This window comes from Amycolatopsis thailandensis, assembly GCF_042723255.1.
GTDB lineage: Bacteria > Actinomycetota > Actinomycetes > Mycobacteriales > Pseudonocardiaceae > Amycolatopsis > Amycolatopsis thailandensis.
Genome location: NZ_JBHXJK010000194.1, coordinates 1 through 12,304 on the forward strand (window position 1 = coordinate 1; position 12,304 = coordinate 12,304).

The 12,304-nt window shown below is 69.7% G+C and carries 9 protein-coding genes; 4 read left to right on the plus strand and 5 right to left on the minus strand.

Annotated features, from left to right (window positions below):
- Positions 1-47: 47 nt before the first annotated feature.
- Positions 48-2,342 (minus strand): hypothetical protein, encoded by a 2,295-nt coding sequence (locus ACFWMR_RS39945; RefSeq protein ID WP_378382152.1) that lies wholly within the window; start codon positions 2,340-2,342, stop codon positions 48-50.
- 92 nt (positions 2,343-2,434) lie between these two features.
- Here ACFWMR_RS39945 and ahcY point away from each other — a divergent pair, with 92 nt between their 5' ends.
- Positions 2,435-3,907 carry an adenosylhomocysteinase gene (ahcY, locus tag ACFWMR_RS39950; RefSeq protein WP_093936658.1) on the plus strand — a complete coding sequence of 491 codons (1,473 nt, stop codon included), beginning with the start codon at positions 2,435-2,437 and terminating at the stop codon, positions 3,905-3,907.
- Positions 3,908-3,974: 67 nt separating this feature from the next.
- On the opposite strand, the gene ACFWMR_RS39955 is transcribed toward ahcY, so the two are convergent.
- A complete protein-coding gene (locus ACFWMR_RS39955) occupies positions 3,975-5,009 on the minus strand; it encodes a hypothetical protein (RefSeq protein ID WP_378276181.1) in 1,035 nt (344 codons plus the stop codon).
- A 250-nt stretch (positions 5,010-5,259) separates the two neighbouring features.
- Here ACFWMR_RS39955 and ACFWMR_RS39960 point away from each other — a divergent pair, with 250 nt between their 5' ends.
- From ACFWMR_RS39960 to ACFWMR_RS39970, 3 genes are all read left to right on the plus strand, one after another.
- Positions 5,260-5,829: a papain-like cysteine protease family protein gene (locus ACFWMR_RS39960; protein ID WP_093936659.1), complete on the plus strand. Its 570-nt coding sequence runs from the start codon at positions 5,260-5,262 to the stop codon at positions 5,827-5,829.
- Positions 5,826-6,593, plus strand: coding sequence for a hypothetical protein (locus ACFWMR_RS39965; RefSeq protein ID WP_093936660.1), 768 nt, complete (start codon positions 5,826-5,828; stop codon positions 6,591-6,593). Before ACFWMR_RS39960 ends, ACFWMR_RS39965 begins: the two co-directional genes overlap by 4 nt.
- 84 nt (positions 6,594-6,677) lie before the next feature.
- Positions 6,678-7,310, plus strand: coding sequence for a dTMP kinase (locus ACFWMR_RS39970; RefSeq protein WP_378276189.1), 633 nt, complete (start codon positions 6,678-6,680; stop codon positions 7,308-7,310).
- Between the two features lie 38 nt (positions 7,311-7,348).
- On the opposite strand, the gene ACFWMR_RS39975 is transcribed toward ACFWMR_RS39970, so the two are convergent.
- Genes ACFWMR_RS39975 through ACFWMR_RS39985 form a run of 3 tightly spaced genes read right to left on the minus strand, consistent with a single transcriptional unit; the run spans position 7,349 to position 12,017 of the window.
- Positions 7,349-8,452 carry an aromatic ring-hydroxylating oxygenase subunit alpha gene (locus ACFWMR_RS39975; protein ID WP_378382154.1) on the minus strand — a complete coding sequence of 368 codons (1,104 nt, stop codon included), beginning with the start codon at positions 8,450-8,452 and terminating at the stop codon, positions 7,349-7,351.
- Positions 8,449-9,594, minus strand: a complete 1,146-nt coding sequence (gene solA / locus ACFWMR_RS39980; protein ID WP_378382155.1) for an N-methyl-L-tryptophan oxidase — start codon at positions 9,592-9,594, stop codon at positions 8,449-8,451. The genes ACFWMR_RS39975 and solA overlap by 4 nt, the downstream gene beginning before the upstream one ends.
- A complete protein-coding gene (locus ACFWMR_RS39985) occupies positions 9,591-12,017 on the minus strand; it encodes a GcvT family protein (RefSeq protein ID WP_378382156.1) in 2,427 nt (808 codons plus the stop codon). Before ACFWMR_RS39985 ends, solA begins: the two co-directional genes overlap by 4 nt.
- Positions 12,018-12,304: the final 287 nt, after the last annotated feature.

A 12,304-nucleotide genomic window follows, 5' to 3' on the forward strand; every position in this document is an offset into this window, starting at 1 on the left:
GGCCCCCTTCCTTGCGCCAGGCGCAAGGAAGGGGGCCTTCATGTACTTCAGCGCATTTGCGGGAAGTCCCCGAACAGCGATCCCTGTTCGCCCCAAGGGTTCGCCGGGCGGGGACGGCCGAGACCGGCGGCCATCGCGACGGCGTTGTCCCATTCGGCGTCGACGACGTAGTCCGTGTGCTTGAGGACGCCGGGGGCCCAGCGGTGGCGCCCGGTCGGCCCGCGCATCGGATCGGGCAGCCAGTGATCGCCGCCGAGCACCAGGACACCCTGGTCGTCGGGTTCCGCCGCCAGCGGCCCGGTCCCGCCGCCGGACAGGTAGCCGTCGCCCAGCAGTTTCCCGGCCACCACACGATGCCGCCACGTCGTGACGCCGCCGCCGAAGACGTCCGTGCCGCGGCACAGCGCCCGCCAGCGGCCGTCGAGATCCTCGTACAACCCGGCCAGTTGCGCCTGCGGCAGCATCGCGGGGAACGCGCGCTGGTAACCCCATTGCAGCGGCGAACCCGCGGTCAGCAGCCCGACGCGGTCACGGTCCTCCGGCGGGAGATCGGCGATCACGCGCGCGGCGGCGAGCACGGTCAGCAGGCTGCCGAGGTTGTAGCCGGACAGCACGACCCGCGTGCCCGGATCGGCCAGATGTTCCTTGACCCGGTCCGCGAGTTCCGGGACGACCTTGAGCGCGTAACTCGGCGGAACGGTCGGGTGGGCGGCACGCGGCCAGAAGCACACGAGGTCCGCCAGCGCGCCGAGATGACGGCTGCGCGTGGGTTTCGTCGCGGCCGCGAACACCACGCGCAGCAATCCCGCCGCCAGCGCGCCGAGCGCGAACACCCCGATCGCCGAGATCGGCGTGAACCAGCTCGCGAGCGGGCCGAAACCGAAGCGCAGCACGAGGAGCGCGCCGCCGCCCGCCGCCATCGCCAGTGCCACCGCGAGCGCGAGATGGTGCAGATGCTTGCGTTCCCACGAGGCACGGGCCCAGACACGGGCCGCTTCCTCCTCCTGGGATTCGCTGATCTCCATCAGCGCGACTACCTCCGGGACGCCGCGACGCAGCCGTCGCAACGGGACGGCCACCGCGAAGCCCAGCAGACCGAGCAGGAGGGCGAGCGCGAGCCCGGCGCCCCAAAGGACGGTCACCAGGACATAGGTGTCGGGCAGGCGGAGATCGTCCGCGCCGACCAGCTTCCGCAGCGCGACCGCGAGCCCCGCGCCGAAGCCGCCACCGAGCAGGCCGGCGAGCGCGACGACGGGCGCCGCCGCCCAGCCGCCGAGCCAGGGCCGCAACCGTCGCGGCATGTGCTTCCAGGTCGAACGGCCGAACAAGGCCGCGGGGATGAGAATCAGCGCGAACAGTACGGTCACCGCGACCATCGACGCGCCCAGTGCCTCGACCGTCCCGTCCGCTCCGCCGAGCCCGCCGCCCGAAAGCCCCGCGGGCAGCGGTGTCCGGCGCACGACGGCGATCCCGACCAGCGCGACGGCGAACCCGATCAGCCCGCCCCGGACCACCGGCCCGGCCGAGAAACCGACCGTCGAGGCCAGCAGCGAGGCGACGGCGAGCGCCAGCGCGCAGATCCAGACGATCAGGTCGAACGTCGTCGACGGCAGCCGGAACGGCCCGCCGAGCAACGGAAGCGCGACACAGGTCAAGGCGGCGACGGTGTGCAGCGTGCGCAGGCCCGGCGTCCGCGGCAGGTCCTGTGGTTGCAACGGGCTCGAACTGTGGGCGCGGTGCAACCGGTTCCGTGACCGCCAGTCCGACGACGGGATCCGGTCGAGCACGAAGATCAGCACCAGGAGCGGGACCACCCCGATCGCCGTCCGCAGCGGCGGGAAGTCCCGCAGGAACGACGGGACGCCGGACAGACAGCTCGAACCGGGCGCGAGGCATTGCGCGGCGAACAGGTCGAGCGAGACCACCGCGAGCTGGCTGATCAGCAGCATCGTGAGCAGCAGCGAGGCCACCCGCAGCAGCCCTCGGCAGGCCGCGCCGAGCGCCGCGGCGAAACGCTTGCCCTCCGGGACCGGCGGCAGCATCCAATGCGCGACGTTCGCCAGCGAGAACGGGAACAGCAGCGCCCAAGTCGCCTTCGCCGCGCCCCCCGACGTCATCCCGCTCCAGAGGTAGCCTTCGAGGATGCGCGGGATCGAACGGCCGAGCGCGGGCAGCACCGGACCGGGAGCGGGACGGCGCAGCCGGTCCGACGGCCGGATCAGCCTGCCGATCCCGTCGCCGGCGACGTCGACCACCGACGTCGAATCCAGCAGGCTTTCACCGCTCGTGCCCACTAGCCCGGGTACGCGTATTTCGACGACGCGGGTATCGGGACCCGGCATGACCACGGTGAAGGCCTCCAATCCGTCTCAGTCGGCTTTGAGCCGACAACGGTACTGTTCCGTTGTCATCCAACCTTGGAGGAAGCGCGCATATGACCCCCGAAAGCGTTGCCAAGCGGCACGACACCCGCAACGGCATCGAGTTCGCCGTCGCCGATCTCGAGGCCGCCGAGTTCGGCCGCAAGGAGATCCGCCTCGCCGAGCACGAGATGCCGGGCCTGATGGCGCTGCGCCGCGAGTACGCCGAGGTGTATCCCCTGCGGGGAGCCCGGGTTTCGGGCTCGCTCCACATGACGGTACAGACCGCTGTCCTGATCGAAACCCTCGTCGCGCTGGGCGCGGAGGTTCGCTGGGCCTCGTGCAACATCTTCTCCACGCAGGACCACGCCGCCGCGGCGATCGTCGTCGGCCCGCACGGCACGCCGGAGGAGCCCAAGGGCGTGCCGGTGTTCGCCTGGAAGGGCGAGTCGCTGGAGGAGTACTGGTGGTGCACCGAGCGGATGCTCACCTGGGACGGTGAAGGTCCCAACATGATCCTGGACGACGGCGGCGACGCCACCATGCTGGTGCACAAGGGAACCGAGTTCGAGAAGGCCGGTGTCGTCCCCTCCCCGGACGAGGACACTTCGGACGAGTTCCGTGTCTTCCTCCAGCTGCTGAGCGCTTCGGTCGCGGCCGACACCGGCAAATGGACCAAGATCGGCGAAGGCGTCCGCGGTGTCACCGAGGAGACCACGACCGGTGTGCTGCGGCTCTACCAGCTCGCCGCGGCCGGTGAGCTGCTGTTCCCGGCGATCAACGTGAACGACGCGGTGACGAAGTCGAAGTTCGACAACCGCTACGGCATCCGGCATTCGCTGATCGACGGCATCAACCGCGGCACCGACGTCCTCATCGGCGGCAAGGTCGCGGTCGTCTGCGGCTACGGCGACGTCGGCAAGGGCGCCGCGGAATCGCTGCGCGGCCAGGGCGCGCGGGTGGTCGTCACCGAGATCGACCCGATCTGCGCGCTCCAGGCGGCGATGGACGGCTACCAGGTCAAGAAGCTGGAGAACGTCCTTCCCGAGGCCGACATCATCATCACGACCACCGGCAACAAGGACGTCGTGCTCGTCGAGCACATGGCGCGGATGAAGCACCAGGCGATCCTCGGCAACATCGGCCACTTCGACAACGAGCTCGACATGGCCGGCCTCCAGCGTTACCCGGGCATCCGACGCATCAACATCAAGCCGCAGGTCGACGAGTGGGTTTTCCCTGACGGCAAGAGCATCATCGTGCTGTCCGAGGGCCGCCTGCTGAACCTGGGCAACGCGACCGGGCACCCGTCGTTCGTGATGTCGAACAGCTTCTCCAACCAGGTGATCGCGCAGATCGAGCTGTTCACCAAGCACGAGGAGTACGACAAGGAGGTCTTCCGCCTCCCGAAGAAGCTCGACGAGAAGGTTGCGAAGATCCACCTCGACGCGCTCGGCGGTGAGCTCACGAAGCTGACCAAGGAGCAGGCCGAGTACATCGACGTGGACGTCGAAGGTCCGTTCAAGACCGACCATTACCGGTACTGAGCCGCTGCTATGAAAGGTCCTTTCCTTGCAAATTTTGCAAGGAAAGGACCTTTCATAGCGCGTCGCGCTACTCCCACTCGACCTCGATGCCGGCCAGTCCCGGCCCGGCGTCGCTGAAGAAACCACTGGTCACGCCGCCCATGTCGCAGGGCAGCTCTTCGGACTCGACGGGCACGGCGTCGTCGCGCGTCCGGAACTGCCGCGTGCAGCGGGCGGGCAGCGCGCCGAGCGCGAACTTCAGCTGCACCAGGTAGCTCGAGCACTGGTCCCGCAGCATCCGGAAGTACCCGGGCGACGCGGCGCCGGAATCGTCGTGGACCCCGAAACAGAACACGTGGATCTCGCCCTCGGCGAGCTTCCGGTCGAAGAGCAGCTCGGTGGCCATCGTCTCGGCCTCGGCGTTGCGCCGGATCCGGCCGACGCGGCAGCCCTCGGCGGTGACCAGTTCGACGTCGCCGATGTCGCAGCCAGGGTCGCCGTTGTAGACGGTGACGTACCGGTCCGGCCCGTGGCGGCGCGCCCGGCACACCAGCCGGGTGTGCAGCGCGACCTGCCGGTGCGCGGCGTCGAAGGTGATCGTGTCGTGCACCGACAGCATTTCGAGGTCGGCGTTGTAGCGGTTGGACGACGGGTACGCGCCCAGTTCCGCCAGCAGCTGGTCGACGATCGAACCCATGTCGCCGGACCGGATGTCGTGGAACGACGCGGCCATCTGGTGCCCGCGCGCCCGCGCCGTCCGCGGCCCGATCAGCACGACGAGCGCGTCCGCGGGCAGTTGCAGCACCGATTCCAGCGCGCGCACCGCGGGGAGCGCCTTGGGCACCTCCGGCTGGCGCAAGCCGCGCTGCCAATAGCTCAACGTCGACTGTCCGATTTGGACACCGCGCAGCCCGAGGTGGGCGCGGAGCCTGGCCAGGGAGAGGCCGCGGTAGGCGATCGCCTGCCGGAGCGCGTGATGGAATTCGCCGCTGCGAAGGGCCTCGACGAGCTCTTTGGGCAAGGATTCGAGCGATTGACGGCGCGTGCCGTCGATGATCGTCGGGGTGTCAACGTCCGAGGCAGGCTTTCCTGCCGAGAACGCGTCGGCACCGTCTCGTGTCACCGCTCGTCCCTTCACCAGACCAGTGTGTGCGCTGAGCGTGAACACCGCGGAACGTTCACGGTAGCAGCGCACTGTGAACACTACGTCCCCCGTTCGGGGTGGTTGACCCCGGAAGAGTGACCGTTCCGGGGTGTGGAAACGCCCCGGAACGGTCCGTTCCGCCGAGTGCCCATCTTGCTCTGTGTGAGCCTGCTGTTCACCGTTGTGACCACATTGGTTCGCCATGGTGACCAGGAGGCCCGTCGTGCCTGTGTTCTCGAACAGGGTTTGCGCCGCCGGCGCCGCGAGTCTCGCGGCGTGGCTGGCGATCCAGACCCCGGCGAGCGCGCTGCCCCAGCCGCCTGCCCGCCAGAACACCATCGCGATGCAGGTGCAGGAGAAGTCCCAGTGGTGCTGGGTGGCTTCCGGCAACACCATCGCGGCACACCACGGTGTGACCGTCACCCAGAACGAATTCTGCCGGATCGCCCACGGTGAGCGACGGCGGGAGTGCGCCGACGAGCCGGGAACGCTGGGCGACGTCCGGCGCGCCTTCGGCAAGCTCGGCTTCTCGGCGCCGGGGAACTACCTCAAGGGCCGCATCCCCTACGCCGACGTCCAGGCGCAGACCGGTGCGGGGCGCCCGGTGCAGACGCGGGTCGGCTGGGCCGCGGGCGGTGGCCACATGCACGTCCTCTACGGCCACGACGCCGGCCGGAAGTGGGTCTCGTGGGGGGATCCACTGCCCACCGGGAACCGCTACAACTGGTCGACCTACGACTTCTACGCCGGGAACAAGTCCTTCACCTGGACCCACACGCTCACCGGGATCCGGCGATGAGCGCGCGGCGGTACCTCGGGCTCGCCGGGCTGGTCGCGGTCGCCCTGCTGATCTCGGCGCCCGGAGCGCGCGCGGACAGCCTGTCGAGTGAAGATCTCGCGGCCGCGAAGGCGGCTGCCGACGATCCCACTCTGCGTGCCGAAATCGGCCGCTTCCTCACACAAACGGGTGGTTCGGGCCACGCGCCGTCGGTGAGTGTCGTCGACGAATCCTTCCCGGTTTACGAGCTTTCGAGGGACTTCGTCGCCGGTGACGGCGCGATCGCCGGGCAACTCGCCTACGTCGCCGTCCCCGTGACGGCGTCCGACGGGCAGACCGCGACCGTCTGGTCGGTCCGCGGCGACGACGGCGCCTGGCGCGTCGGCAACATCGCGTCGGGTGACCGGGAAAGCGAACTGGCCCGGCGGCTGCCCGCCGGTGCGACCCTGCTCCACGAGCCCCAGGTCGACGCCTGGTACGCGCTGCGCGACGGCCGGGTGACGCTGCTCGACTCCGGCGCCAGCGGCTACGCGGCCGGTGCCACGGCCACCCTCGCTGAGTACCAGCGGACGGTCTCCGGCCGGTATGGCGCGATGCTCGCGAACTCGCCGTACGCCCAAGAAGGCAAGGCCGGTGGCTACAACGCCCAGGTGATGCCGCGCGGCGACGGCGGCCCCGCGCCGGACGCGCAGGACACCGGTTTCGTCCCGCTGCTGATCTTCGGCGGCCTGCTGCTGATCTGTGTCGCCGGCTTCTTCCTGCACTCGAAGAGGCGCGTCCCCTAGCGGACCGGTGGGCTGGACGTGAGCTGACCCGTCCGGCCCGCCGGTCGACCACCTCGCCCTATCCTTGGCCGCGTGGGTCGACTCGTGGTTATCGAAGGTCTGGACGGTGCGGGCAAGCGCACCCTCGCCGACGCGCTGACCGGCGCGCTGAACGCCGCCGGGGCGAGCGTCGCGTCCATCGCGTTCCCCCGCTACGGCGAAAGCGTGCACGCCGACCTGGTGAAGGAAGCGCTGCACCGCGGGCACGGCGACCTCATCGACTCCGTGTACGGCATGGCGCTGCTCTACGCGCTCGACCGCCGGGGCGCGGCCGACGAGATCCGCGCCCGGCTCGGCGATCACGACGTCGTGCTGCTCGACAGGTACGTCGCGTCGAACGCGGCGTATGGCGCCGCCCGGCTTCACCAGGGCGCGGACGGCGAGTTCGTGCGCTGGCTCCGCGAACAGGAGATCGACCGGTTCGGCCTGCCGGTGCCCGCCGCGCATCTGCTGCTCCGGGTCACCGCCGACGTCGCCGCCGACCGTGCGCAGCGCCGCGCCGCGAGCGACGCCGACCGCGCGCGGGACTCCTTCGAGACCGACGACGCGCTCCAGAAAAGGTGCTCGGTGGTCTACGACGAACTCGCCGCGACGGGCTGGCTCGCGCCCTGGCACGTTCTCGACGGCGTCGCCGGTGTCGACACCGCCGCGTTGGCCGCCGAACTCCTCCGCGTTTAGTCCTCTGGATGCGGTACTTGCGTGCGCATCTACCGCGTTTAGTCCTCTAGATGCGTGCGTAGCCAGGCGTGGAACTCGCCGATGTGATGCTCGGAGGGCATCAGCACCCCGCCGCCGCGGTAGGCACGGGACGCCATCGCGGGCTGGCAGCGTTCACAGGCGTCGAAGTCCTGCTCGTTGACGCGGTGGAACAGTTCCACCGAGCGCGACACGTCACGCCCCGACGCGACGACGTCGGCCGAATAGAGCCAGTCGCATTCGACGACCGTCCGGTCCGGCGCGAGCGGGTACATCCGGTGGAAGATCACGTGATCCGGCACCAGGTTCACGAACACCTGCGGCCGGATGGTGATCGCGTAGTACCGCCTGTCCTGCTCGCTCGCGACACCGTCGAGCCGCTCGAAACCCGAACCGCCGTCGATGGTGAACCCCTCGACGTCCTCGCCGAATCCGGCGCCGTGCCCGACGTAGTACTGCGCCGCGTAACCGTCGGCGAACTCCGGCAGCACCTCGGTCAGTTCGGGATGGATCGTCGCGCAGTGGTAGCACTCCATGAAGTTCTCGACGATCAGTTTCCAGTTCGCCTTGACGTCGTAGGTGATCCGGCGCCCGACCGAGAGCCCGTCGAGGCCGTAGCGCCCGATCGATTCGAGATCGCCCAGCCGTTCCCGCACCGCGCCCTCGACGCCGGCCTCGAACGACGGCGGGTCCGCGGCGAGGCAAACCCACACGTAGCCCAGCCATTCCCGCAGGTGCACGGTGTGCAGCCCGTACTCCGCACGGTCGACATCGGGGAGGTTCACGAGGTTCGGCGCGGCGATCAGCTTGCCGTCGAGCCCGTACGTCCACGCGTGGTACGGGCACTGGAACGCGCGCTTCACCGTGCCCGTCTCCTCGGTGCACAGCCGGGCGCCACGATGGCGGCAGACGTTGAGGAATGCCCGCAGTCCGCCGTCCCGCCCTCGGCCGACGAGCACACTTTCGCGTCCGATTTGGACGGTCCGGTAGTCGCCCGCCGACGCCAGGTCCGCCGAACGCACGGCGCAAAACCACAGGCGCTCGAAGATCTTTTCCTGCTCCGCCGCGAAGATCGCGGGATCGGTGTAATACCCGCCGCCCAGCGTCGGGATGAGACTCGTCATCTCGACGCTCCCGTCAGCCGCGCGGGGTCGAACAGCGCGATCGGATGCTCGGTGGTGCCGTCCACCACCAGGTCGGCGAGCACCTCGCCGACCACCGGGACGAACTTGAAGCCGTGCCCGGAGAACCCACAGGCGACCACCACGCGGTCGTGCGCGGGATGGCGGGCGATGACGAAATGCTCGTCCGGGGTGTTCGTGTACAGGCAGGTCGCCCCGCGCAGGAACGCGCCGGGCAGCGACGGCATCTTCCGGCCGACGAACTCCGCGATCTCGTCGACCTCTTCGGCGTGCACCGTGCGGTCGATGGTCTCCGGCGTGCAGGTCTCGCCGCCGCGGAAGAACGCGACCTTCACGCTCCCGGCGTCGTCGTGGGAGGGGAAGCCGTAGAACTGCCGCCCGGTTTCGCCTTCCCAGACGTAGATCGGATGCCGTCCGGCGCGGAACGGCCCCGCCCCGCCCGACGGCGCGAACCAGTACTGGACCTGGCGTTCGATCGTGAAGTCGACGCCGAGTTCGGCGAGCAGCCCCGGTGCCCAGGCGCCGGGGCAGATCACCAGCTGCTCCGCGGTGTAGAAGTTCTGCGCGGTCCCGACCCGGACCCCGGTGGACGTCTGCCGCCACGAAAGGACCTTCTCCTCGTGGTGCAGATCCGCCCCGGCCCGCGCGGCGAGCTGCAGGTGTGCCGCCACGCTGCCTTCCGGAACCACGAAACCGGCGTTCTCCTCGTACAGCGCGATCTCGTGGTCCGCCGGGTTCATCGTCGGAAACCGGCGCCGGATCTCCGCCGCGTCCAGGAGTTCGTGCGGCAGCTCCCATTTCCGGGCGCTGGCCAGGCTGCCCGACACCGTCCGCGAGCCGGGGTCGCCGAGCATGATCCCGCCGCAGCGGGTGAAGATCTTCCGGCCCGAGTCCCGTTCGACGCCGTCCCACAGTTCGTGCGCCCGCAACAGGAGCGGGACGTACGCGGGATCCTCGAAGTACGCCTGCCGGGTGATCCGCGAGCCGCCGTGGCTGGACCCGAGGTTGTGCACCGGCGCGAACTGGTCGATGCCCAGCACGCGCCGCCCCCGCCGGGCGAGCCGGTACGCGGCCGCGCTGCCCATCCCGCCGAGGCCGATGACGATGACGTCGTAATGGGTCATGCGGCGCTCCTGATCCGGGTCATGCCGGGGTCGAACAGCGGTTCGTTCGCCACGACGGCGGGGATCCGCTCGCCGAAGTACTCGATCTCCAAGGGGGTTCCCGGCACCGAGAGCGCGGCCGGAAGCCAGGCGTACGCGATGTTCTTGCCGACGGTGTAGCCGTACGCGGCACTGGTGACGTACCCGGCGGGACGCCCGTCGGCATACACCGGTTCCTTGCCGAGCACGACGGAATACGGATCGTCGATCGTGAGACAGGTCAGCTTCCTGGTGGCCGTCTCCGCCGAGCGGCCCGTCAGCGCGTCCCGCCCGATGAAGTAGCCCTTGTCCATCCGCACGGCGAACCCGAGACCGGCTTCGTATGGGTCGTGCTCGGCGGTGACGTCCGTGCCCCACAGCCGGTATCCCTTCTCCAGCCGCATACTGGAGAACGCCTCCCGCCCGGCGGCGATGATCCCGTGTTTCTGACCGGCGTCGGCGAGCGTGTCCCACAGTTCGCGGCCGAGATCGGCGCTCGTGTACAGCTCCCAGCCGAGTTCGCCGACATAGGACAGCCGCATCGCGGTGACCGGTACCAGGCCGACGTACGCCTGCCTGGTCTTGAAGTACCCCATCGCCCGGTGCGAGAAGTCCGTTGTGGACAGTGGCTGCAGAACCGCTCTGGCGAGCGGGCCCCAGAGACCGATACAGCAGGTGCCGGGCGTGGTCTCGTGGATCTGCGCGGCGCCGTCGCCGGGGAGATGCCGCCGCAGCCAGTCGATGTCGATGGCGCTGTTGACACCCACCTGGAACCGGTCGGTGCCGAGCCGGGCGACGGTCAGGTCGCTACGCACGCCACCGTCCTCGTCGAGCAGCAGCGTGTAGGTGACCGAACCGGGTTTCTTGTCGAGCTGGTTCGTGGTCATCGTCTGCAAGAACGGCAACGCGCCAGGGCCGGTGACTTCCACGCGTTTCAGCGACGTCATGTCGAACATCGCGACCCGCTGCCGCGCGACCAGCGCTTCGGCACCGGCGATCGGGGACCAGTACCGCGCGGCCCAGCCGTCGCGCTCCGGCACGAGGTCGACCTCGGGAAGGTTCGCGTTCGCCTCGTACCAGTGCGGCCGTTCCCAGCCGCTCGCTTCGAGGAAGAACGCGCCGAGCGCCGCCTGCCTTTCGTGGAAGGGACTCGTCCGCAGCGGCCTCGGTTCTTCCATGGGCTGCAAGGGATGGACGATGTCGTAGACCTCGGCGAAGCTCTGACAGCTGCGCGCCATGACGTAGTCCGGGGCCAGCTGCGCCCGCTCGAACCGGGCGAGGTCACAGCCGTTCAGATCGTCGCCGGGCTGCCCGTCGACCAGCCAGCGCGCCATCGCCCGCGCGACCCCGGCCGAATGCGTGATCCAGACGGCTTCGGCGACCCAGAACCCGTCGAGATCCGGGTGTTCGCCCAGGAGCGGCATGCCGTCCGGGGTGAAGGAGAACAGGCCGTTGATGCCCTCCTCGACCTTGGTCTCGCCGAGTGACGGCAGCAGGTCGACGGCGGCGGCCCAGGAATCCTCGAAGTCGGCGGGCGTGAACGCGAGTTCCGAGGGCATGCCCTCGCCGGCGCCGATCTCCTGAGGAGGTACCGGCATCGGCCGGTGCCCGTACGCGCCGATGCCGATCCTGTCGCCGTGCTCACGGAAGTAGAGGTCGGCGTCCTGGTGCCGCAGGATCGGCCGGGTTCCCTCGGTGAAGCGGGGCAGGGGACTGGTGCGCGCGTACTGGTGCGCCATCGGGACCAGCGGGATCGTGAGGTCCACCAGTTCGCCGAGCAACGGGCCCCACATCCCGGCGCACGAGACCACGATGTCCGCGCGGAAGCTCCCGGTCCCGGTGGTGACACCGGTGACCCGGCCGGCCGCTCGCTCGACGCTGACGACCTTCTGGCGCGCGAGGAACCTGGCACCGCGCGCGATCGCCCGGCGGGCCTGCGCTTCGGCCGCCCGCAGGGGTTCGGCCAGGCCGTCGGAGGGGATGTGGAATCCGCCGAGCACCTTGGCCTGGTCGAGCATCGGATGCAGCGCGGCGCATTCGCCCGGCTCGATCAGCCTGCTTTCGACCCCCGACGCGGCCGCCCAGCCGTGCCGCCGCTTGAGATCGGCGAGCCGTTCCGGGGTGGTGGCCACCTCCAGGCCGCCGACCGGCCGGAAACAGGGGCCGCCGTCGAGGTCGAGCGCGCCGTACTTGGCGACGGTGTACCGGGCGAACCCGGTCATCGTGCGGCAGGCGTTGGTCTGGAAGACCAGGCCGGGTGCGTGCGAGCTGGAGCCGCCGGTGGTGAACAGGTCGCCCTGGTCCAGCACGGTGAGGTCGGTCCAGCCACGTTCGGTGAGTTCGTCGGCGAGCGCGCAGCCGACGATGCCGGCGCCGATCACGACGACGCGGGGTCCGGAGGGCATGGTGCGGGGAACCTCCTGCCTGCCCGGTTCAGTCCACAAAGGACACGGGCATCGGGGTGACAGGCGCTGTTGCGGATGAGGCACGTTGTTCCGTCTTCAGCAACAAAGTGCGGCACGTGCGGGCGTGCTGTCAAGAGCCCGAAAGGTCGCCTGGTTCAAGGGGCCCGTGGGGGGGTTTAGGCCCCGAAAAGCCAAAATTTTATGTTTGTGGGGTGGATGAAGGGCGGGGGGGGGGGTGTGCGGGGGGGGGGGCTCGATCGCGGGGTGGTACACGGGGTGGAGGGTGG